The sequence below is a fragment of the Arenibacter sp. F26102 genome, assembly GCF_023015865.1.
GTDB lineage: Bacteria > Bacteroidota > Bacteroidia > Flavobacteriales > Flavobacteriaceae > Arenibacter.
Map to the genome: position 1 here is coordinate 71,776 of NZ_JALKBC010000014.1, position 24,645 is coordinate 96,420.

The 24,645-nt window shown below is 38.8% G+C and carries 19 protein-coding genes; 7 read left to right on the top strand and 12 right to left on the bottom strand.

The window, feature by feature from the left end; translation table 11 throughout:
* Positions 1-112: 112 nt before the first annotated feature.
* The 8 genes from MWU78_RS17435 to MWU78_RS17470 all read right to left on the bottom strand — a co-directional run bounded on the left by MWU78_RS17435 (position 113) and on the right by MWU78_RS17470 (position 11,935).
* Positions 113-298 (bottom strand): hypothetical protein, encoded by a 186-nt coding sequence (locus MWU78_RS17435; protein ID WP_247000094.1) that lies wholly within the window; start codon positions 296-298, stop codon positions 113-115.
* Between the two features lie 46 nt (positions 299-344).
* Positions 345-623: a F0F1 ATP synthase subunit epsilon gene (locus MWU78_RS17440; protein ID WP_247000096.1), complete on the bottom strand. Its 279-nt coding sequence runs from the start codon at positions 621-623 to the stop codon at positions 345-347.
* Positions 624-694: 71 nt separating this feature from the next.
* On the bottom strand, positions 695-2,203 hold the full coding sequence (gene atpD, locus MWU78_RS17445; protein WP_247000098.1) for a F0F1 ATP synthase subunit beta: 1,509 nt from the start codon (positions 2,201-2,203) through the stop codon (positions 695-697).
* 340 nt (positions 2,204-2,543) lie between these two features.
* Positions 2,544-4,271, bottom strand: coding sequence for a G-D-S-L family lipolytic protein (locus tag MWU78_RS17450; protein WP_247000099.1), 1,728 nt, complete (start codon positions 4,269-4,271; stop codon positions 2,544-2,546).
* Positions 4,272-4,295: 24 nt separating this feature from the next.
* On the bottom strand, positions 4,296-7,055 hold the full coding sequence (locus MWU78_RS17455; protein ID WP_247000100.1) for a TonB-dependent receptor: 2,760 nt from the start codon (positions 7,053-7,055) through the stop codon (positions 4,296-4,298).
* Positions 7,056-7,304: 249 nt separating this feature from the next.
* Entirely contained in the window at positions 7,305-9,152 is a 1,848-nt protein-coding gene (gene glmS, locus MWU78_RS17460) for a glutamine--fructose-6-phosphate transaminase (isomerizing) (protein WP_247000101.1), read from the bottom strand.
* A gap of 129 nt (positions 9,153-9,281) precedes the next feature.
* The gene (locus MWU78_RS17465; protein ID WP_247000102.1) at positions 9,282-11,120 is read right to left on the bottom strand and encodes a DUF4270 domain-containing protein; all 1,839 of its coding nucleotides are present in this window, start codon (positions 11,118-11,120) and stop codon (positions 9,282-9,284) included.
* Between the two features lie 5 nt (positions 11,121-11,125).
* Positions 11,126-11,935, bottom strand: a complete 810-nt coding sequence (locus MWU78_RS17470) for a glycogen/starch synthase (protein WP_247000103.1) — start codon at positions 11,933-11,935, stop codon at positions 11,126-11,128.
* Between the two features lie 103 nt (positions 11,936-12,038).
* Here MWU78_RS17470 and panC point away from each other — a divergent pair, with 103 nt between their 5' ends.
* The 5 genes from panC (at position 12,039) to radA (ending at position 17,005) form a co-directional block, all read left to right on the top strand.
* On the top strand, positions 12,039-12,881 hold the full coding sequence (panC, locus tag MWU78_RS17475; protein WP_247000104.1) for a pantoate--beta-alanine ligase: 843 nt from the start codon (positions 12,039-12,041) through the stop codon (positions 12,879-12,881).
* A gap of 75 nt (positions 12,882-12,956) precedes the next feature.
* Positions 12,957-13,307: an aspartate 1-decarboxylase gene (gene panD, locus MWU78_RS17480; protein ID WP_093977447.1), complete on the top strand. Its 351-nt coding sequence runs from the start codon at positions 12,957-12,959 to the stop codon at positions 13,305-13,307.
* Between the two features lie 2 nt (positions 13,308-13,309).
* Complete coding sequence (locus MWU78_RS17485; protein WP_247000105.1) at positions 13,310-14,275, top strand: lysylphosphatidylglycerol synthase transmembrane domain-containing protein; 966 nt, start codon at positions 13,310-13,312, stop codon at positions 14,273-14,275.
* A gap of 25 nt (positions 14,276-14,300) precedes the next feature.
* On the top strand, positions 14,301-15,443 hold the full coding sequence (locus tag MWU78_RS17490) for an alpha/beta hydrolase-fold protein (RefSeq protein ID WP_247000106.1): 1,143 nt from the start codon (positions 14,301-14,303) through the stop codon (positions 15,441-15,443).
* A 200-nt stretch (positions 15,444-15,643) separates the two neighbouring features.
* A complete protein-coding gene (radA, locus tag MWU78_RS17495; protein ID WP_247000108.1) occupies positions 15,644-17,005 on the top strand; it encodes a DNA repair protein RadA in 1,362 nt (453 codons plus the stop codon).
* Between the two features lie 129 nt (positions 17,006-17,134).
* On the opposite strand, the gene MWU78_RS17500 is transcribed toward radA, so the two are convergent.
* Entirely contained in the window at positions 17,135-18,175 is a 1,041-nt protein-coding gene (locus MWU78_RS17500) for an NADP(H)-dependent aldo-keto reductase (protein WP_247000110.1), read from the bottom strand.
* 52 nt (positions 18,176-18,227) lie between these two features.
* Entirely contained in the window at positions 18,228-18,989 is a 762-nt protein-coding gene (locus tag MWU78_RS17505) for an exodeoxyribonuclease III (RefSeq protein ID WP_247000112.1), read from the bottom strand.
* 259 nt (positions 18,990-19,248) lie between these two features.
* Here MWU78_RS17505 and MWU78_RS17510 point away from each other — a divergent pair, with 259 nt between their 5' ends.
* Complete coding sequence (locus tag MWU78_RS17510; protein WP_247000114.1) at positions 19,249-21,330, top strand: TonB-dependent receptor; 2,082 nt, start codon at positions 19,249-19,251, stop codon at positions 21,328-21,330.
* An 81-nt stretch (positions 21,331-21,411) separates the two neighbouring features.
* Here the strand turns inward: MWU78_RS17510 and MWU78_RS17515 are convergent, their stop codons facing one another.
* Both MWU78_RS17515 and MWU78_RS17520 read right to left on the bottom strand, forming a co-directional pair.
* Entirely contained in the window at positions 21,412-22,956 is a 1,545-nt protein-coding gene (locus MWU78_RS17515) for a glycine--tRNA ligase (RefSeq protein WP_247000121.1), read from the bottom strand.
* A 37-nt stretch (positions 22,957-22,993) separates the two neighbouring features.
* Positions 22,994-23,890, bottom strand: a complete 897-nt coding sequence (locus MWU78_RS17520) for a hypothetical protein (RefSeq protein ID WP_247000122.1) — start codon at positions 23,888-23,890, stop codon at positions 22,994-22,996.
* Positions 23,891-23,981: 91 nt separating this feature from the next.
* Between MWU78_RS17520 and MWU78_RS17525 the strand changes: the two genes are divergently transcribed.
* A complete protein-coding gene (locus tag MWU78_RS17525) occupies positions 23,982-24,635 on the top strand; it encodes a ComF family protein (protein ID WP_247000124.1) in 654 nt (217 codons plus the stop codon).
* Positions 24,636-24,645: the final 10 nt, after the last annotated feature.

A 24,645-nucleotide genomic window follows, 5' to 3' on the forward strand; every position in this document is an offset into this window, starting at 1 on the left:
TTCCTCTTTATGGGCGTTCCCTCCTTCGTCGGTCGGGCCCTTGGCTATATCCCTTGCGTTGCTGCGGGGATGCCGCCGCGGTCCCTAACGCATTTCAAAAGTCTCAACAGCATCACTTGGGAAGTGGTATGTTTATTTGAGACGATATGTAAAAAGCATAATCAAAAAAGAATATGGCCAGTAATATAAAGGCCAAAGTATAGAAGGCAGCAGCCAATAAAGTTTGCCACATGGATCTAACACCTTCCGAGGCGATAATTTTATGCTTATCCATCTCCCTTAAAACAACAAAAGCCATACTTTACGTATGGCTTTTGCTTATTTGTTAATGGCTTTAAACTTTATTAATCTGCCAATACAATTACTTTATTGTTCTTCATTTCAACGGTACCACTGCCAATTTCAAGAATAGTATCGCCATTGGGAGCTTTGGAAAATTTGTTTCCGTAAGCTTCATCCAAAACAACATTTCCCTTAAACCTTACCTTTCCTTCCTGTAATAGGGAAACGATAGGGGCGTGATTGTCCAACATTTGAAATTCACCATCAATTCCAGGTACGGTTACCGCAGTAACCTCGCCGGCAAATAAAGTAGCCTCTGGTGATACAATTTCTAGATACATATTTTTTCAGTATTCAGTATTCGGCATTCCGTGGCATCTTGTAAATTGCCAACTGTTTACCGACTACTCATTTACGCTTCAGCAAGCATTTTCTCTCCAGCTTCTATAGCTTCTTCAATGGTACCTTTAAGGTTAAAGGCAGATTCTGGAAGATGATCTAACTCCCCATCCATAATCATATTAAATCCTTTAATAGTTTCCTTAATATCTACCAAAACTCCTGGGATACCGGTAAATTGCTCTGCTACGTGAAACGGCTGGGAAAGGAAACGTTGTACACGTCTAGCCCTACCTACGGCCAATTTATCCTCTTCAGATAATTCCTCCATACCTAAGATGGCAATAATATCTTGAAGTTCTTTATAACGTTGCAATAACTCTTTTACATTTTGAGCACATGCATAATGATCTTTTCCTAATATCTCGGCAGTCAAAATCCTTGAAGTTGAATCCAAAGGATCTACCGCAGGATAAATACCCAATTCGGCAATCTTACGAGACAGTACGGTAGTAGCATCCAAGTGGGCAAACGTTGTTGCCGGTGCTGGATCCGTTAAATCATCCGCAGGTACGTAAACCGCCTGTACCGAGGTAATGGAACCTCTTTTGGTTGATGTAATACGCTCTTGCATGGCACCCATCTCTGTTGCCAAAGTTGGTTGGTAACCTACCGCTGATGGCATACGTCCCAATAGGGCCGATACCTCAGAACCAGCCTGAGTAAAACGGAAAATGTTATCTACGAAGAAAAGAACGTCTTTTCCTTGACCTTCACCTGCACCATCACGGAAATATTCTGCAATAGTCAAACCTGATAAGGCTACACGTGCACGGGCTCCGGGAGGTTCGTTCATTTGTCCAAAAACGAATGTCGCTTTGGAATCCTTCATTACTTTTTTATCAACTTTGGATAGATCCCATCCGCCTTCTTCCATAGAGTGCAAGAAATCATCTCCGTATTTTATAATACCTGACTCCAACATCTCACGAAGTAAATCGTTACCCTCACGAGTACGCTCTCCTACTCCGGCAAATACTGAAAGTCCACCATGTCCTTTTGCGATGTTGTTGATCAATTCCTGAATAAGTACTGTTTTACCAACACCAGCTCCTCCAAATAAACCAATCTTACCACCCTTTGCATAAGGCTCGATCAAATCGATTACTTTAATACCAGTGAACAAAACTTCCGTAGAAGTGGATAAATCCTCAAATTTAGGTGCATCCCTGTGAATAGGAAGTCCGTCTTTACCTGCTTTTGGCAAATCTCCAAGACCATCAATAGCATCTCCAATCACATTAAATAGACGACCGTAAACAGCATCACCTATGGGCATCTGGATTGCGCTTCCTGTTGCTTCTACGCCAGCTCCCCTACTTAATCCATCCGTTGAATCCATAGAAATAGTCCTTACCGTATTTTCACCTACGTGCGACTGTACTTCCAAAATCAACTTGGAACCATCCTTATTAATGATTTCCAAAGAATCATAAATTCTGGGTAGGTCCGCTCCGGACTGAAATTCAACATCAACTACCGGGCCGATGATTTGGGAAACTTTACCTGTAACTTTAGACATTACTTGAGTATTTACGTTTTACTGTTATAGTTTAAAATAAAAACAATGCTATTGCCGCTTTGTTTTTAAGGCTGCAAAGATATGTTTTCCATTTTAAAAAGAAATTGTTTTTTTTAATTTTTATAGAAGAACTGATGTATACTTTTTGCTTTTACTGAAAAATCTTCCTTTTCCTGCCCTTCATGGCCTTTTTCTCCTTTCTCAGCATATGCTATTCAAAATGAAAAAGTTTTCAAATAATTGCTGATTTTCACTTAATAACAAAAAATTAAAATCAGTCCAATAAAAAAGCACCTTAAAAAAAGGTGCTATATATCTATTTAATTAAGTTAACTTCATTTTATTGAAGCGTTCTAGAATAATTTGTTGGATAGGCGCCTATATCCAATAAAGAACCTGATGCTTCAAAATTTGAACCATAAGTAACATCTATCGCTTTCATAAATTCATTGGCTATCAAAGAATAACCTCTTGCCGTTGGATGTACACCATCTAAAGAAAATGCACCACCCGTAACCAATGCAGCAGTTAAGATAAAATTACCACTGGTAACCCCTCTATCCGCTAATTTGTTCATTAAACCATTGGCGTCAACCAAACCCAAACCTGCTTGAGAAGCACTTGCAGCGATGGTTGCATTAAATGCAGTCGTTGCTGCTGCTATCTCTGTTTGTTCACTTGGTAATAAAACCCATTTATCGGCTAATGGTAAAGACACCCCTTCTACCGAAAATTGCCCAGCCAATGCTTGGGATAGTCCTAGGGACATTAAAAATGCTACTGAACTAGTATTTACCGTACCAATAATAGAAGAACTAGGCAATACAAACAAATCGTCTGCCGTAGCCTGCCTTGCCTGTCCGTAAGCTGAACCAAAAAGATCGGCTACCGTTGGCGCAGCTTCAACTGGCAAACCAAATGATTGCACAAACGCTGGAAACGCAGGACTTTGTTTCAATACTACTGCAATTTGAGCCGATAAATCAATTAAAGATTCATCGTTAACCACAACTGCACTTGTCTCAGTTGTTGAAAAAACAATTTGGCGTTCTGTTGCGTTTGGAACTCCTTGACTCTCTAAAAAAGCAAACACCTGATTCAACTGACCAAATACGCCATTTAAAGTAGGTATTTGATCAGAATAAGCTTGTAAACATTCATCATTAGGGTCTAAGGGATTATAAGGTACCGTTGTAAAATGTGGAATCCTTGTAACATCTGGAATATTTGCCACAACACCTTTTGCACCACCTGCCGTTACTGCTCCGACCAAGGTTGCATAAGTTTGGTTGAAACCAACTCCAGGTGCACCATCTAATGGCGTGATGGCACTAGATCCGTCTCCGCCAGAAAGGGCATATCCTAAAACATCATTAACCCCAACCCAAAGTGTAAAAAAGGTTGGTGATTGTGCAACAACATCGTCTAAAACGCTAGCATTGGGTTCTGAAGCCATTCTTATAAAATAAGGATTTGCTAGGCCTAAGGAAAGGTTGGCCAAGGCTCCATAACCTGGAGCTAATAAATGGAAACTTTTTGCGCCAGGAACACCCATATTATTAAATGGGCCGGTTGGATTATTTAATAAAAAATCTGTTGTAGAACTTGTTGCTTGTGTACTGGGGTCGTTAGGGTCAATTCCAAGGACAACTGGGCCAGTATTATCAGGGCATGCAGAATTGGAATCAGAATAAAAATAGAGCCTTGGAGCGAATATATTTTTTCCCGATTGCGGATCTAAAACAGGATTTCCTCCTAATAAAAGCCCTCCAAAATTATCATTCATTAATGGTTGGGAAAAATTACCGCCACCAACCAATGAAAATTTTTGTGACAATAGATTAGGAAAAGAATTTTGCTGTGAAGCCATAAACAAAGCATTATCAGTGAAACCAGCAGTAAATGAATTTCCTATAGCTACATATGTGGAAAAATCAGCAGAACCAGCAGTCAATGCGGGTTTTGCCTCCTCCTCCGCAACAGCGTTCAAATCTACATCTTCAGGATCGTTACAATTTGTAAACAAAAACAATGAAGAAGCTAAGAATATATATTTTAAATTTTTCATGTCAAATTATGATTTGATTTTTGTTTAGTTATTAATTGTCCAAGATAGGTAGTACATAGACCCAATAAAACCTGTTCCGAAGGCAGTAAAATACTCCTTGCCGGTAATGTTGGTTCCACCTAACTTAAAGGAAGATTTGATGCTTGGAACAGTGTAGCTAATTTGAGCATCAAGTGTATGGAATTCCGGTACAACACCTTCGCCAAAAGTGGCTTCCCAAAAATAATCATCACTAAATCTGTACGCTAGATTAAAGCCAAAGTTTTTGAATAATTCTTCATTCCCAAAAGAGGCTTTAAACTTATGTTCCGGGGTATTAAAATTCAACATAACATCTGGATTTGCATCTCTATCAAAATCCAACTTTGTAAAAGTATAACTACCTCCTAAATCAAAATTACCAAGTACTTTCATGTCCAAACCAATAGAAGCTCCGTAAGAGTTAACATCGGCATCCGTATTGGTGTAGGCACTATAGCGCTGTATATCATCGTTCCTTATAGCATCTATAGAGAGATTGCCATCACCTGCAATACCATAATAAGGTGCATCAACAACTTCTTGCGAAATGAAGTCTTTATAACTATTGTAATAGGCACTAAAATCAACTACAAGTTTATCTATCTTTCCTCTATATCCAACCTCAACAGACGTAACCTGTTCGGGTTTTACCAAATCCGGATTTGAAACCTTTAAATCAGCCACGTTATCCGTAATCTTAAAGGTCTCCACTGACTGCGCTGAATAGGCATTTTCATATGCCGCTCTTCCTGTTTGTACTACTGATGCAGGCTGGCCTGACATTTGACCGGTTGAACTTACATCATAGGTATCAGAATAACGGTTCAAGTTTTCAGGTGCGGAACCAACTAAAATTGCTCTTCCTGCATCTAATCCAATAAATAAATCTTGTGTGGTCGGGTTTCTAAATCCTGTTTGCACGGAGGCTCTAATGTTGTGATCTCTATTAAGTGTGAAACCAGCAGAAATACGTGGCGATATGAAGCCATCAAAAAATTCTGATTTATCATAACGTGCCGATCCTGTGAATTTTATGCTTTTCACATCAGAAAGTTCAATCTTTTTTTGAATTTGGGTATAAATACCATACTCCGAATAGTCTATTGGACCATCCGTATCAGTGTATATGGTACCACCAGAATTTAGACTGTATTTTCTATAAGATCCACCAATTTGAATTTCAGCAATATCAATCAAATGGCTAAAATTATAATTACCATCAGCATGGTAATATTTAGAGGCATCTTGAAATTTAGAACCTGTTGATAAATCAGGATCATTTATACTTTTATTAAATGCAGCTTCAAATTCCGGTGTTCCTGGTAGGTAACGACCCGTATCCGCAACGGCTCTCGCCTGTGCATGTTTTTGATCATCTGTTAACCCAGAAGGATTTCCAGACAATTCTATTCCTGCATAAGTTGCTATATAATCTCCAAACCAGTCTTCATCGGATTTCCAAGATCTGTTAATGTTAATCCCTGTAAACACCATATCATAAGAGTCTCCTGCTTTATCTCCTACTACATACCCCCGTAAAAAGAAATTGTCATTTTTAATTTCCAATTTATGTTGTTCTTGAAAAAAACCATTGATATTATAACGGTTTGTTCCTTGATAAATAGTAGTACCAGTACCCACTTTACCCACGTAAGAAAACTCGAGGCTGTTGTCTTCAATTGGACGATAGTATAATCCCCAATCTGCTTTAATACTTTCTGCGTTATAGTTGGTTAAGTCACCCTCGTTGTAACCTGTTCTACTTACCTCTACATCTGGAATAATTCCCAAGCCAGAGGCAGATCTAATGTTCGTGGAAACTTCATCTCCGTAAACATTAATTCCATCATAGTTATAATTGGCCCTTGTCCTAGATGGATCAAATTTATCTACCTCACTAGTGGCTGCCCAATCTGTCCCTTTTAAATATCCGAAGTTCACTTTTCCAGCAAATTTATCACTGAACTTGTGCGCTGCCCTGATACCGAAGTCGGTATAGGCATTATCACCTGCCGACTTTTGAGAGGTGATACCTCTTTTAATAGAAACACTAATTCCTTCATGGTCAAAAGGGCTTTTACTGCGCATAAAAAGTATTCCGTTAAAGGCATTGGCACCATATAGTGCGGAGGATGCCCCTGGAAGTAATTCAACACTTAGAACATCTGTCTCTATCATCCCCACTAAGTTTCCAATAGGAAAGTTTAAAGCCGGAGTAGAATTATCCATACCATCAACCAATTGCATAAATCGAGTATTGGCAAAAGACGCAAAACCCCTAGTGTTAACAGATTTAAAAGTTAAACTGTTCGTATTTACATCTACACCTTTTAAATTTTCCAATCCACCGTAAAAATCTGCAGCTGTAGTGTTTTTAATATCTTCCAATCCAAAACGTTCCACAGTAACCGGGGATTCAAAAACACGCTCCGGAGTCCTTGAAGCAGAAATTACCACCTCGTCCAAACTTGTCTGTTCCTCGTTTAGAGTAACGGAAATAGTTTGATTATTTTGAGTGATATTTACCGCGGAAGCAACAAATCCAATACTGGTGATATTCAACGTAAATGGGGGATTCTCTGAAGTGTTCAATATAAAATTCCCGTCAAAATCGGTTACCGTTCCAATGGCTTTGCCCATAATTACAATGTTGGCACCTGGTACGGGATCGTTGTTTTGGTCCACCACATTCCCTTTAATAATCGTTTGTGAATACGCCAACATCCCAAACATGAAAAAGAATAATAGAAGAATTGATCTCATATAGTTTTGAGTTAAATTAGTATTAGTTAATGGTAAGATATCATCTAATAGCCAATATACATCAATTTTCAAATTAACAGTACGAAAATCAAATAAATTATGCATGCATAGTATTTTTTGTTCAAAATTTAACATATTTTAATATAAATTTGACAAAAAATAGGTCGAAAAAAAACGGCATTCATAAATAACGCCCCTTTAGGACCATCATTTATGAATGCCGTTAATGCTTTTTAATGGTAAGAAACCCTACTCCACTGTAACCGATTTTGCCAAATTACGGGGCTGATCTACATTACAACCTCTCATTACCGCAATATGATACGATAGTAACTGTAAAGGAATAGTAGTTAATAATGGTGTTAAACTCTCCAAAGTTTCTGGAATTTCAATGACATGGTCAGCCAAATCCCTAACCTGCTCATCCCCTTCCGTAACCACCGCTATTATTTTGCCTTTTCGGGATTTAATTTCCTGTATATTGCTCACTACTTTTTCATAATGACCTTTATTGGTAGCTATGACCACAACAGGCATATGTTCATCTATAAGGGCAATTGGGCCATGTTTCATTTCTGCTGCTGGATAACCCTCGGCATGTATGTAACTTATTTCCTTTAATTTCAAAGCACCTTCCAAAGCTACCGGAAAGTTATAGCCTCTTCCCAAATACAAGCAGTTGGTAGAATCTTTATAAACATCAGCTATTATTTCCACCAGTGGATTTGAAAGCAGTGCCTTTTCCACCTTTGCGGGAATATTCTCCAATTCCGACAAATGCTCATGGAATCGAGTAGTATTGAAAACTCCTTTTTCCTTGGCCAATTTTAATGCCAATAGCGTCAACACGGTTATTTGGGTTGTAAACGCCTTGGTTGATGCCACTCCAATTTCAGGACCCGCATGGGTATATGCCCCTGCATCCGTTTCCCTGGCTATGGATGAACCCACCACATTACAAACCCCAAATACAAATGCTCCCTTTTCTTTGGCCAATTTAATGGCCGCCAGGGTATCTGCTGTTTCTCCGGACTGTGAAATAGCAATAAGCACATCCTTATCCGTTATAACCGGGTTCCTATATCTAAATTCGGAAGCGTATTCCACTTCAACCGGTATCCTGGCCAAATCTTCAAAAATATACTCGGCAACCAGTCCAGCGTGCCAGGAAGTACCACAAGCCACAATTATTATCCGATTGGCATTCAAAAACTTTTCTAAGTTATCATCTACGCCCGCCATTTTAATAATCCCTTCCTTAGCCCTTAGCCTTCCCCGATAAGTATCCAATATAGCTCTTGGCTGTTCGTAGATCTCCTTAAGCATAAAGTGATCGAAACCACCTTTCTCAATCTCCTCAAGATTCAGTTTTAATTCCTTAATGGATGGGTAGGCAATGGCATCGTCCTTTATTTTTCTCAATTTAATTTCCTTGCCCAGCCTAATGACTGCCATTTCCTCATCCTCCAAATAAATGGCATTGTTGGTGTATTCTATAAAAGGTGATGCATCCGAAGCTATAAAAAATTCGTTCTCCCCAACTCCAATAGCCAACGGACTACCTAATTTGGCAACCACAATTTCATCTGGTTTTTGCCTGTCGAAAACTGCAATGGCATACGCTCCTACTACTTGGTTCAAAGCAATTTGCACTGCCTTACCAAGCTTAACTCCTTCCTTACGCTTTACTTCCTCAATAAGATTTACCAATACCTCAGTATCGGTTTCCGATGAAAAAGTATAGCCCCTTTTGGTTAATTCCTTTCTTATGGAATCATAATTTTCAATAATTCCATTGTGGATAATTACCAAATCCCCTGAATTGGAATAATGGGGATGCGAATTAACGTCATTGGGCACACCATGGGTAGCCCATCTGGTATGTCCTATTCCCAGTTTACCGTCCAGAGAAATTGTACTTTGGGACTTATTTTTTAAATCCTCTACTTTCCCCTTGGTCTTTGACAAATTTATGTCTTTGCCATCGTATAATGCTATACCTGCACTGTCGTAACCTCTGTACTCTAAACGCTGAAGTCCTTTTATAATAATGGGGTAAGCATCTCTATGCCCAATATATCCAACAATTCCACACATAACTTAAAGTTTAATGATTAGCAAATAAAAAAAAAGGCTTTATATAACAAATTTAAAACCTGATTATATAAAACCCTTAATCTTTTAGTTGATAAACGTAAAAATCCCGTAAATGGTATTTTTTTGCCCTTAATTGGCCTTCGTGTAGAAAATTTCCAATTTTAATTTTTTACCAGACTGCTCACTTGGCACATTATTACTGCCATATAGTACGGTCCCAAATGGATTCACAGTAGACATTACCGGTATTTCGCCCTCATTACCATTGGCCAGCATAGCTTTTCCAGTAGCGGTAATCCTTATATCCGAGGTCAATGACAAGTTTAGGGTAGCATTGGTAGAATCCCTTACAATCAAATCATTGATATAATTGGTAATCTTAATTTTATAACTCTGCCCTTTGTTGTTCGACCTACTCAGGCTTCCATCATAGTTGGTAATGTTACCGGCATTAAAATCCTCTTCAGATTCTAGAAATTGATTATAAACAGGTCCACCTGTATTATCCTTATTTAGATACAATTTTGACGGTTCAATAACAGTTCCCGCGGCATCCAAAGTATTTCTATCGACATAAAACACCAAATTGGCTTCATTTATTATCCAATTCTGGTTTTTGATCTGGTTAATAATTTCATAGCCGTTGACATCGTCAAAAAGTTTTATCTGGGCAAAACTCCCTGCCCCACCTTTTAAGTAAATTTTTGAGGCATTTTCACCATTGTCCAACCCATTTGTTATTTCAGCGGGATAGTCCTCATTGATAAAAGTATTTACCGCATTGCCAATTGTTGCACCAGTACTACTATCTCTCCTAATAAAATTTAGCACAAATTCCCTTTCTGTTTTAACAACAGTTGCATCCGTTGAACTTGTTACAGCATCAAAGGTATAATTGATGGTAATATATCCTCGTGTTAGATCCAATAATACCAAAACATCGTCAGGAACCGATAAATGAACACCTCTAAAAAAATCAGCAAAGTTAGCCTGACTTAATAACTCGGAAGAACCCTCCTTATTTAGAATGTTCTGCTGAAAAAATTCCGAATTTAATTGAACCCTTATTCCCGGGGCAATACGGGTAGGAGCTTCCTCCGATTCGTCCACATCTTCAGTAGCCGCATCATCTTCCTTAAAAATCAATTCTTCCACATTGCTTATTTCAACAGGTCCTTCAAACAAAACGTCCGAAACATAGCCTGGAGAGAATTGTTGGGACGAATAATACTGCTGTGCCTCCTGAAAATTTGTACTGGGATCTAAATCCCTTAAAAAATAAGTGGATCGTTCTACTTTAAAATTAAAAGATTCCGGAATATTTCCATTGGCATCATAAATACTATCCAGGTCATATTTTATAGGAAATCTATTTACCGCGGTATCCTCGTCCAAGTTATCATTGGTACCATCTCCGTCCGTATCCATATTTAGAGGGTCGGTTCCCAGGGATTTTTCCTGAATATCGGTCAACGTATCACCGTCACTATCACTGTTGGCATCCTCGGGATCAGCATCAAACTCATCCGCAACACCATCAAGATCGCGGTCACCCTTAGGATTAGTTAAAAATGGAATAAACAGGAAAACATCATTTACCGTTTCGTTCTCTTTTATGGTCAAGGTACTGGTATCTGTTTCCGCCGTTTCTTCTACCAAGGCAGAATAATTCCCAAAAACCGGATTCCCAGATGACAATTGAACCTGAGTGGTTATACTAGCTTCCGTTTTCCCATATACTGGATCATTATAATTACCTATCTGATAAACTGGCATCTTATTGGTCCTAACGGCCTCTATTTTCTTGTTGTAGGCAAAAACATCATACACTGCCTTACTGGCAGTAAAAGGTTCGCCACCAACTACACCACTGCCTATAGTCGTCAAATCCTCCTCACAGGACCCTAAAACTACAACAAGAAATATACCTGCTATAGCAGGTAATTTTAATCTGTTCAGTAAGTTCATTTAGATTATTTTAATACTTTGGTGTTATAAAAATTCATGTAAGCCTCCTCGAACTCCTGTAAAGGAACAAATGGCAGAACAGGTTTATCGAGCTTGGATATGTAGTCTTCCAAATCAGCTGGAATATCTTCGGCTGCTAAAATAACAGCATCGGCATAATCCACAGCAACTTTTAACAAATTATTATAATTGGGCTCGGAAAGCGCTTCTATACTTTCTTCAGGCACCCCGTCGAAAGCAATCTTTTTGATTAGGTCTTTGTCCAATGTACCATCAAAACCTTGTCCATAAACGGACATAACAATCTGGCTGTCGGCAAACAAAGGCTCATCGGCGTATAATTTTTTAAGGTAAAGGGGCAGCAATGATGCCATCCAGCCATGCACATGGATAATATCTGGGGACCAATTTAATTTCTTTACAGTCTCTACCACGCCCTTGGCAAAGAAAATAGCCCTTTCGTCATTGTCTGGAAAAGCATTTCCATCCTCATCGGTAAAGGTCGCCTTTCTTTTAAAATATTCATCATTATCAATGAAATATACCTGAATACGTTCTCTGGGAATGGAGGCCACTTTTATTATCAACGGCATATCCATATCGTTGATTACCAAATTCATCCCAGACAATCTAATTACCTCGTGCAATTGATGTCTACGTTCATTAATATTCCCAAACCTTGGCATAAAAATCCTAATCTGGCCGCCATTGCTGTTGACCATTCTTGGGGTTTCGTAAGACATTAAGGAAACTTCGTTCTCTGGTAGATAGGGTACTAATTCTGAAGATACAAACAATATCTTTTTGCCATTCATAAAAGCAATATTTTATTTATAGTGTAAGAGAAAGTGCAAAATTACAAAAATTATACAGATTAGCAGTAATTATAGTAAGTTTGCTCTCTTTTAAGTAAAACGCATGCAGTTGATTAACACGAAAAAGGAGATTAAATCCTATCTATTATCCCAGGCGAAAACCAAAACTATAGGTTTGATCCCAACCATGGGGGCTTTGCATTTGGGACATATGTCCTTGGTTAAAAGATCGATTGGGGAAAATGACATCACCCTGGTAAGCATTTTTGTAAACCCCACCCAATTTAATAATAAGGAAGATCTAGAGAAGTACCCTAGCACTTTGGATGCAGATATTTCCCTTTTAAAAACCGCTTCTGATAAAATCGTCGTCTTTGCTCCCTCTGCCTCGGAAATGTATTCTGGAGGGATTACCTCCAAAACATACGATTTTGGAGGACTGGATAATGTTATGGAAGGTGAATTCAGAGAGGGACATTTTGATGGTGTAGGTACCATTGTTGAAAAATTACTGAGCTTGATAACACCTACCAGGGCGTACTTTGGGGAAAAGGATTTTCAACAACTCCAGATTATCAGAAAACTCGTAAAAATTACTGATTTACCTATAGAAATAATAGGTTGCCCCATAGTCCGTGAAGCCAACGGTCTCGCCATGAGTTCCAGAAACGAACGATTATCCAAAGAACTAAGAAAAGAGGCCGCTTATATCTACGAGACGCTCCAAGCTGCCAAACAAAAATTTGGCACGAAAAGTGCTAATTTTGTAGTGGAATGGGTTAAAAAGCAATTTGAGACCCATCCGAACTTAAAACTGGAATATGTGAAAATTGCAGACATAAATCAATTGAAGCCTGTAATAAGAAAAAATAGAAATTTAAAATATAGGGCCTTTATCGCCGTTTATGCCGGAGATGTGAGGCTTATAGATAACATTGCCCTTTAATTATTAAATCTTATACCATAATATCGCCAAAATAAAATTGGAAATCCAATTGGCATAAATGATTAACTTTGTCCCATGCAAATAGAAGTTGTAAAATCTAAAATACACCGCGTAAAAGTGACGGGTGCTGACCTCAACTACATAGGCAGTATTACCATCGATGAAGATTTGATGGATGCGGCCAATATTATTAGAGGTGAAAAGGTGCAAATTGTAAATAATGACAATGGCGAAAGACTGGAAACCTATGCAATTCCGGGAACCAGAGGTAGTGGTGAGGTAACCCTGAATGGTGCCGCCGCAAGAAAAGTAGCCGTTGGCGATGTTCTGATTTTAATTACATATGCCACAATGGATATTGAATTGGCCAAGAAATTCAACCCTTCCTTGGTTTTCCCCAATGAGGAAACCAATCTTTTAACCTAGTTTTGAAGTCTACCATAAAGAATTCCTTAAAGACATTTCTCCCTATTTTACTGGGTATTTTTTTAGTTTGGTATTCCTATTACATTACCTCCGAAGAGGATAGATTGGAAATAATACATTACATAAAAAATGCCGATCTATTTTGGGTCGGCATATCCGTTTTTTTAGGTATCCTTACCCACCTTTCCCGGGCTATAAGATGGAACTATTTATTGGAACCTCTGGGCTACAAACCAAAATTGTTCAACAATATATTGATCATATTAACGGCCTATTTTACAAACTTGGGCATACCAAGGTCCGGCGAAATACTAAGAGCCACGGCCTTGGCCACTTACGAGCATGTACCTTTCGAAAAAGGGTTTGGAACCATAGTTACGGAGAGGGTCATAGACCTGGTTATGCTATTCCTCATTGTTGGCATAGCCCTGTTTTTACAAACTGAAATTATTTGGGGTTTCCTGGAGCAAAAAGGGTTTAATCTCGTGTTGCTATCCGTACTTCTGGGTTCAGCAATCTTAGGCATTGCCTTAATGATGTATGTGGTGAAAAAATCGAAATCGAAATTGGCCACAAAACTAAAAACATTTCTAAAAGGTCTTTTGGATGGCATCCTAAGTATCTTTAAAATGAAGAATAAATGGAGTTTTGTTTTTCATACCCTCTTTATATGGCTAGCCTATATTGCAATGTTCTGGGTAATAAAATATACGGTTTCGGAAACCATGGACCTTAGTGTGAGCCAATTATTGGTCGCCTTTGTTGCCGGAGCCTTTGCCATGTCCGCCACCAATGGGGGAATAGGCATTTATCCCATTGCCGTGAGCAGTGCATTGGCAATTTTTGGCATCAGTAAAGTGTCAGGTGATGCTTTTGGTTGGATTATGTGGATTTCACAAACTTTAATGGTAGTGGTATTTGGCGCAATATCTTTTCTGATTTTACCGTTATGGAACAGAAACAAATAGTCTTCTATTACCCAAATACCATTCTATGCAACGTTTTATTACTTTATTGGCATTGTTCATTTGCCTTGGCAGCACAGCACAGGTAAAAAAAGAAATATTCGAATCCTTTAAATTACAAGAGCGCCGGGATGTGCAATACTACTTCCCTGAAAGCTATACTCCAGATAAAAAATATCCGGTAATCCTTGTATTGGATGGAGAATACCTATTTGAACAAGTGGTTGCCAACGCTAAATTTTACAGTAATTTTCACGGCATGCCGGAAGCAATTATTGTTGGCGTGGAACAATCCAAAAATAATTTAAGGAATGAAGATTGTGGCTTTGAGCCAGATAGTGGTCTCCCCACAGAAAAGGGAAAATTATTTTTCGAATTTTTGGGAATGGAACTCATCCCTTATTTGGAAACCAAATTCAGCACAGCTCCTTTTAAAATGTTCGTGGGGTATGATATTACCGCTAATTTTGGAAATTTTTATCTATTTAAGGACGAATCCCTCTTCAATGCCTATATAAGCATTTCACCCTTATTGGCGCCTGAAATGGAAACAAGGATACCTTCAAGACTATCGGTCATGAATAAGAAAATATTCTATCAATTGATTTTGGAAGGCGAAAGAAGTGAAAATAGTAATAGAGTATTGACACTGGATCAAAATCTAAAAGGGATGGACAGTGATAATTTGCACTATTTCTTTGATAAATACGAGAATGCGGACCATATTTCAGTAGCTACATACGGAATAGGGAAAGCCTTTGATAATATCTTTGGTATGTTCAAACCTATAAGCCCAAAAGAGTACAGAGAAAAGATCTTAACCCAAGTTGGACCTGTATTTACATATTTAGAGGACAAACAAACCTCCATTGAAAAACTATTTGGCTTTAAAAAAACAACAAGTCTCAACGATATTATGGCCATTTATGCAGCCTCTAGAAAAAAGGAAGATTTTGAATCCCTGAAGCCCTTATCGGACCTTTGTAAAAAAGAGTATCCCAATACCATGTTGGGTTTTTATTTTGAAGGCGAATATTACGAACAATTGGGTGAACCCAAAAAAGCGCTCAGGACATTTGAAAAAGCTTTTGGTATGGAAGAAATAGATTTCCTCACCAAAGAGATGGCTTTGGAAAAAATTGATGCACTTAAGGCCGATTTTGGATACTAAGGAAGCGCAACTGCATTAAAAGGAAAGTCTAAACATGATTTTTCTGAGCCATAATAAGTTTAAAAATCATCGGAGAGCAAATAATTACCATCCCCATCGAATATTGCAAACTGCTGTTCGTATCATTTTTATCTAAGACTATAAATCCCACATTATTTTTCAAACTTCTTACTACCTTAGCACAAAGCTTAAAGTAGATAATGGCCAAAACGAAAACGGCATTTTTTTGTCAGAACTGCGGAACCCAATATGCCAAGTGGGTAGGACAATGTGGTTCCTGCAAGGAATGGAATACCATAGTGGAAGAAGTTATTCAGAAAGAGGAAAAAGTATCATGGAAAAGCTCTTCCCAACCCTCAACAAAAGTTGCAAAGCCATTAAGGGTCAACGAAATAAGTACCGACAAAGAAATTAGGCTCAATACCTTTGATCTGGAATTCAATAGAGTTCTTGGCGGTGGGTTGGTCCCTGGATCTCTAACCCTTTTGGGAGGGGAGCCGGGAGTGGGAAAAAGTACCTTAATGTTACAAATAGCGCTTAAACTTCCGTATAAGACCTTATACGTATCAGGGGAGGAGAGTCAAAAACAAATTAAAATGCGGGCGGATCGCATCCATCCCAATAGTGAAACTTGTTTTATCCTTACCGAGACCAAAACACAAAATATTTTTCGTCAAATCGAGGCCACGGAACCCGACATAGTAGTCATAGATTCTATACAGACCCTTCATACCGATTATATTGAATCTACAGCAGGCAGTATTTCCCAAATTAAGGAATGCACCGCAGAACTCATAAAATTTGCCAAGGAAACCAACACTCCGGTTATCCTAATTGGGCACATTACAAAGGATGGCACCATTGCCGGACCAAAAATATTGGAGCATATGGTAGATACCGTATTGCAATTTGAAGGCGATAGAAATTATGTATACCGTATCCTCAGGTCCCTTAAAAACAGATTTGGATCTACTTCAGAATTGGGTATATACGAAATGCAGGGCAGTGGTTTGCGAGAAGTAAACAATCCGTCCGAAATTTTGATTTCCAAGAACGACGAAGGATTAAGCGGTACGTCCATCGCCTCCACTGTGGAGGGCATGCGTCCACTAATGATTGAAATTCAGGCCTTGGTAAGCACAGCAGTATATGGCACACCACAACGCTCCTCAACGGGTTATAATGCAAAGCGATTAAATATGCTTCTTGCGGTCCTGGAAAAAAGAGCCGGATTTAAATTGGCAGCAAAGGATGTATTTCTCAATATCACCGGTGGTATATCGGTGGATGACCCGGCTATTGATCTGGCAGTAATTGCGGCGATACTCTCTAGCAACGAGGACATTCCCATAGAAAAAGGGGTGTGTTTTGCGGCCGAAGTAGGCCTGGCAGGTGAAATAAGGCCTGTACAAAGAATAGATCAGCGCATCTTGGAAGCTCAAAAGTTGGGTTTCAGCACTATCTATGTTTCCAAAAACAACAAGATAACATTAAAAAACACCCAAATCCGAATTCAATTGGCGGCAAGGATCGAGGATGTTGCCAATAGCCTGTTCTCTTAACCCTTATTATTTGTTCGCTATTTTTTTGAATTAAACATCCTTGCCAGAACCATCATCAGTACCACAACCACTACAATTAAGCCGAGTTGCCAAAAACCTACTTTTAAAAAATTCATCGCTATCATATCCTCAAGGAGCTGGATTAGGAATTTCATTATGTATCGCCTCAATACCCTTTAGTACCTCCTCGCTCAGTTCCACATCTATACTCCCAATATTTTCCTTTAACTGATCCATAGTGGTGGCGCCAATTATATTAGACGTTAGAAATGGTCTTGAATTCACAAAGGCAAGTGCCATTTGCGCCAACGACAAATCGTTTGCCTGTGCCAATTCAAAATATTTTTGGGTTGCCTTAACGGCGGTATCACTACTGTACCTATTATAATTTGGAAAAAGGGCAATCCTGGAATTCTCAGGTTTCCTATCTCCCAAATACTTGCCGCTCAACGTACCAAAGCCCAAAGGCGAATAAGCCAATAAGCCTAAATTTTCTCTATGACAAATTTCGGCCAAACCAACTTCAAAAAGACGGTTTAAAAGGCTATAAGGATTCTGTATGGTAATCATTCTTGGCAAACTGGCATGCACCTTGCTTTCCTCCAAATACCTCATGGCTCCCCAAGGAGTTTCATTGGATATGCCCACATGTCTAATTTTCCCCTCTCGGACAAGGTCTCTTAATGTTTCCAAAATCTGATGGATATTGTCCTCCCAATGATCACTAATACTATGCTTGTACCCCCTTTTTCCAAAATAATTGGTTGTACGGTCAGGCCAGTGCAACTGATACAGATCTAAGTAATCTGTCTGCAAGCGGTTGAGGCTTCCTTCAACGGCCGATTTTATAGATTCGCGATTTATCCCCGTAGTCCTAATAAATTTGGTCATTTCCGCCTTTCCAGCGATTTTTGAAGCCAAAATTACCTTATCGCGGTTTCTTTTCTTTTTAAACCAATTGCCAATAATTCTTTCGGTGTCCGCATAACGTTCCTTTGTGGCAGGAATGGGATACAATTCCGCTGTGTCAAAAAAATTAATCCCCTGTTCAAGGGCATAATCCATTTGCTGGTGACCTTCCTCTTCTAAATTTTGCCGACCCCAGGTCATGGTGCCAAGGCATATTTTACTAACTTCAATATCGGTGTGGGGGAGATTGGTATATTTCATTTCGTACAATAACTTAATATTTTCAATTTAATTTTATAAATGCGATGTAGATCTAATCCAACTCTACAAGAATGGGACAATGATCGCTGTGAACTGCCTTGGATAAAATTATGGAACGCTTCAACCTACTCAATAATGGACTACTAACTAGTCCATAATCCAGTCGCCATCCCTTATTATTGGCGCGGGAGTTTGCCCTATAACTCCACCAGGTGTAATTGTCCGGTTCCTTGTTAAAATGCCTGAAACTATCAATAAATCCACTATCCAAAAAATCACCGATCCACTCCCTTTCCACAGGTAAAAACCCGGAAACATTTTTGTTTCTAACCGGGTCGTGAATGTCTATTGCTTCATGACATATATTGTAATCCCCACAAATTACAAGGTTCGGCTTCTCCTTTTTCAACATATCAACATAATCCTGAAAATCCGCCATATACTGTAATTTATGATCCAAGCGGGCAATATTGGTACCCGAAGGCAGGTAAAGGCTCATAACTGAGACCCCATTAAAATCTGCCCTAATATTTCGACCCTCAAAATCCATATATTCTATTCCAGTACCAAATTCCACATGATCGGGTTCGGTTTTGGCAAGTATCGCCACACCACTATAGCCTTTCTTTTGCGCACTATACCAGTAGTGATAGTGGTAACCCAAAGCCTCAAAACCTTGGAGATCCAATTGATCTTGATTCGCCTTGATCTCCTGCAAACAGACCACATCCGGATCTACACTTTTCAACCAATCCAAAAACCCTTTGCTCACCGCAGCTCTAATTCCATTTACATTATAAGAAACAATTTTCATTTAAATATATTTTATACTCATCCAATTTTGCCAATAATAGGGAGTATCTAGTGTTTTATTCAACCAAATCTTTGTTAAAATCAGGCTAAAAATAGGAATTGTTTTTTGTAACCAAAAAGGCGGAACGATATAGTTGATATTTATATTTTTTTTTAAGTGTCCGAACTATGGGCCCATTTCATTTCACGAGAAGAAAATTAGACGATAATCCTTAACTTTTAGATAATAATCCTTAGTTTTGAAGCTTATCTTTTTTTAAATGAAATCCTCCTTACATCTTCTATTTTTATTAAATTTTCTATTCATATCCCATGCCCAAGAGCCCGTCCAAAAGGATAGCATCACGGAACTGGACGAAGTAATCCTTTTGGATTCCCTTCAATCCGCTACGGACAATGGCATTATAGCTACCAATATTATTGGCACCAAAGCATTTCAAAACTATAGTCCCGTTGACATGGTTTCGGCTATTAATCAAATCTCAGGGGTATATATCCTGTCCGGAGCACTAAATACCAACAGAATCACCATTAGAGGGGTCGGAGCCAGAACACTTTATGGAACGGACAAAATACGCCTCTACTACAATGACATTCCGATTACCAATGGTTCCGGATTTTCTACAATTGAAGCGTACGATTTGGAAAACCTTAGCTCTGTGGAGGTAATAAAAGGCCCAAAAGCCACTAGCAATGGCACTAATTTAGGTGGGGCAATTTTACTGAGCTCCAAACAACCCATGGAAGAATCCACTTATTTTAGAAATAATTTTACTTTTGGCTCCTACGGGCTATTAAAAAACAATTTTGTTTTTAGCCATAGTAAGGACAAACTATCCGTAAATTTTCAGCATGGGTATTTAGAGGTAGACGGATACAGGGAAAACAGTCGGTTTAAACGGGATGGGATTTTATTGGATATGGATTACCAGCTTACCCCAAAGACCAATATTGGCCTGCTCATCAACCATGTGGATTATATTGCACAGATAGCAAGCTCTATAAGCGAAACCGATTTTAAGGAAGACCCCAAACAGGCCGCTTATACATGGAAATCAGCAAAAGGCTATGAGGACAACAACTATACCCTTACGGGTCTTTCAATAAAGCATTCCTTTAGTGATCGATTTAAAAATTCGAGCAGTATATTCTACACTTATTTAGATCATTACGAGCCTGCTCCCTTTGAAATTTTGGACGAGTATACCCACGGCTTTGGATTTAGAACCAAATTTATGGGCCAATTCTCTCTAAACGATTCGGCCTTGGATTACAATTTTGGGGCAGAAATGTACAAGGACGAATACAATTGGGACAAGTTTGAGAATTTATATCAGGAAAACAATGGTGAAGGGAGCCTACAAGGGGATCAATTTGCCAAAAACAAAGAGTATAGACGGCAATTCAACGCCTTTGGCAGTGTTCTAATCCCGATGAGCGATGCCTTTTCTGCCCAATTGGGACTTAATCTCAACAAAACATATTATGATTTTAGAGATCAATTTAATACTGTAGATGACAATAAAAGTGCCGAAAGGGATTTTGACCCCATCCTTTTGCCAAGCCTTAACCTTAACTACAGCTTTCCAAAGGGAAATACTCTTTATGCCAATATTAGCCGTGGGTTTTCCAATCCTACCCTAGAGGAAACCTTAACCCCCGACGGGGTTATAAACCCGGATATTGCCCAGGAAACCGGGATTAACTATGAAATTGGCTCTAAATTATTCTTTCTAGACAACAAATTAAACCTCATCTTCGCCCTGTATAGAATGGATATCAAAAATTTATTGGTTGCCGAACGAATAGGGGAAAACCAATATGTTGGTAAAAACGCAGGAAAGACCAAACACCAAGGGGTGGAATTGGAGGCGGAATACCGTTGGGATATAGCCCCAAATTTCAAAATAGCGCCTTTTATCAGCTATACCTATAACGATCATAGTTTTGTAACCTTCGTAGACGAGGACAAGGACTATTCAGGAAACCCTCTGACCGGAGTACCCGAACACAGATTAAATTCTGGTTTCCAGGCGCAGTTGAACAACCAATTTTATTGGAATGCCACCCATCAATATGTGGGGGAAATTCCTCTAAGGGATGACAATAGCCTATATAGTGATGCGTATAATGTTTTGAACAGTAAGCTAGGGTACAAAAATAAATTGGGCAAAAGGCTGTCTTTGGATGTAGCTGTTGGTATAAACAATATCATTGATGTCAATTATGCCCAGTCCGTACTGATAAACGCAACAGGATTTGGAGGCGCCGAGCCTAGGTACTACTATCCTGGAAACGGCAGGAATTTCTATGGAAGCTTGAGGCTAGGGTATTCATTGTAAATAATTAAGGTCCAAAAAGTGGCTTTACTTTAGTAAGTAAAGCCACTTTTTGGACCTTTAATATTTTCTTTAATTTCAAAATTAGAGCATTCGCTGTAGCCAAGTTTTCATGTCCACTTCCTTATGGATAATTGACTTTACATCGGCGATTGCAACACGTTGTTGTTCCATTGTATCCCTATGACGTATGGTAACCGTATTATCCTCTAGGGATTGGTGGTCCACGGTAATGCAAAACGGGGTGCCATTGGCATCTTGCCTTCTGTAACGTCGTCCTACAGCATCCTTTTCATCATATACAACATTAAAATCCCACTTAAGATCATCTATAATTTCTTGGGCCAATTCCGGTAAACCGTCCTTCTTCACCAATGGAAAAACTGCTGCCTTATTAGGAGCTAGAACCGCAGGCAATTTAAGAACTGTTCTAGTGGTATTATTTTCCAATTCCTCTTCTACCAAAGAGTTTGAAAATACAGCCAAGAACATACGATCCAAACCTATAGAAGTTTCAACCACATAGGGCACATAGCTTTCATTAAGTTCAGGATCAAAATATTGTAATTTTTTACCAGAGAACTTTTCGTGGCTACCAAGGTCAAAATCAGTTCTAGAATGTATCCCTTCCAACTCCTTAAATCCAAAAGGGAATTTAAATTCTATATCGGCGGCGGCATCGGCGTAATGTGCCAATTTCTCATGGTCGTGGAATCTGTAGTTTTCCGCACCTAACCCTAAAGACAAATGCCAGGCCATCCTTTTTTCCTTCCAGGTTTCATACCATTCCTTTTGCGAGCCAGGACGAATAAAAAATTGCATTTCCATTTGTTCAAACTCCCTTTGACGAAATATAAACTGCCTTGCAACAATCTCGTTCCTGAAAGCCTTACCAACCTGTGCTATACCAAATGGAATTTTCATTCTTCCGGTCTTTTGGACATTCAGGAAATTAACAAAAATACCCTGGGCAGTTTCGGGCCTAAGATATAGATTCATTGCGCTATCGGCAGAGGCACCCAATTTGGTGCCGAACATTAAATTAAATTGCTTGACATCGGTCCAATTTCTTGATCCGGATACAGGACAGGCTATTTCCAATTCCTCTATCAAGTTTTTCACATCTACCAAATCCTCTTTCTCCAAGGATTTTCCCAATCGCTTTAAAATGGTCGTTATCTGTTCTTGGTAACCTACCACCCTTGGATTGGTTTCCAAAAATTGCTTTTTATCGAAAGAATCACCAAATCGCTTATGGGCCTTGGCAACTTCCTTGTCTATTTTAGCTTCAATTTTAGCAGTATAGTCCTCCACCAAAACATCTGCACGATATCTTTTTTTGGAATCTTTATTATCGATCAATGGATCATTAAAAGCATCTACGTGTCCCGAGGCCTTCCATACGGTAGGGTGCATAAGTATTGCCGAATCCAGCCCTACAATATTATCGTTCATCTGAACCATGGCTTTCCACCAATATTCACGGATGTTCTTTTTTAACTCAGCACCGTTTTGGGCATAATCGTATACGGCACTAAGTCCGTCGTAAATTTCGCTGGATTGGAAAACGTATCCATACTCCTTTGCATGCGAGATTACTTTTTTAAAATCGTCTTCTTGTTTCACCATTTGGCAAAAATATAATAATAGTAGAAAAGGTGGAGATTTATTTTAATTGAAATTCCGAAGTCGCCAATAATTTTTCATTCTCGAAAACATTAAGGGTGTAAGTTCCTTCACCCAAAGATCCCTCAGGTACTGAAATGGCATCGCAAACACTAAATTCCTGACCCATAAAAACTAGTTCTACACGTTTGCTATAAACATTGCCATTTACGGAAATAGTATTGGCGTTATCCTCGATCACCCCCATATTAGGTCCCAAGAACTGAAAGTAAATTACCCGTTCTTCATTTTTGGAATTGGGATTCCCCATAATGGTAACACAACCTCTTAGTTTGGATATGATATTGGCCTTATTAGTCTTAATATGTTTTCCTGATCGAAATCGAAATCCACTACCTTCGGAATTTTCCAATTTAAGATAGCTTTTGGTCTTAAGTTCTTGACTAAGTTCCCTGTTCTTCCTTCTTAGCAAAGCCTCGGCTTCTGCCAATGAACTGCTCTTTCCCCTAAGGTCTTCGATCATCTTCCTGGTTTCCTCATATTTGTTGCCAAGGAGCATGTTGTTATATTTTAGGAAATTGTTCTTGAGCTTAAGGCTATCATTTTTGGCCTCAAGTTTTCTAAGTTCGGTTTTATATTCCTTCAATTTTTCAACCGTGAAATTCAAACGGCCAACAGAATCCAACAATTGTTGCACCCTATATTTGGAATCTTGCAATTCAATTTCATTGACCTCATTAAGGGCTGAAAGTCGATCCACATCAGATTTCATCAAGGTAAGGTCCTTAACCAACAATTCTTTCTCCTGCTCCAAAAAACTAATACGACTTTTGGATTGGGCATAACTATAATAGAAGGCAATGAGAATACCTAATATAATAGCTGCCAAAGCGGCAAGTATTATCTTATAATTAAATTTGTTATCTTCAGTATCCATCTAAAAGCATGCGTATTAAGTAGGTTAATAGTAATCAAGATTTGTGTATTCCAAGATTTCAAATATACTAAACGATATCAACACGATCCTCGTGCCAAGGCTATGTTTTGGATGTAATGCCCCATTATATAGAGGAGAAGAACATGTTTGTACCGTTTGTCGGAATCAATTACCACTCACCGAATATACATTTAACGCAGAAAACCCTGTTGACCGTATTTTTTACGGAAGAATTAACATAATCAAGGCCAGTGCTTTCCTGTTTTTTACCGAAAAAGGAATCGTAAAGAGTATTATCCACTATTTAAAATACAAAAATCAAGAACAAATAGGGTCTTTTTTAGGGGATTGGTATGGCCATATTTTGAAGGAAAACAATTTCCTGAACCAAATTGATTTCGTAGTCCCCGTTCCCCTACATCGAAAAAAATTAAGAAAAAGAGGCTACAACCAAGTAGCACTATTTGCCAAACAGATCGCAGCGCATATTGATGCCCAATACATAGACCACGTACTAATTAAAACTGCCAATACCAGGACGCAGACCAAAAAGTCCAGAATACTGAGGTGGCAAAACAAACAAGCACTGTACGTTCTAAGCGATCAAGAAATATTCAGCAATAAGAATATTCTATTAATAGACGATGTTATTACCACAGGGGCAACCATGGAAGCCTGTGCCACTGCATTATCCAAAACGAAGGGAATAAATATTTATATTGCCTCCATGGCCGTGGTTCCTTAATTTTACAATT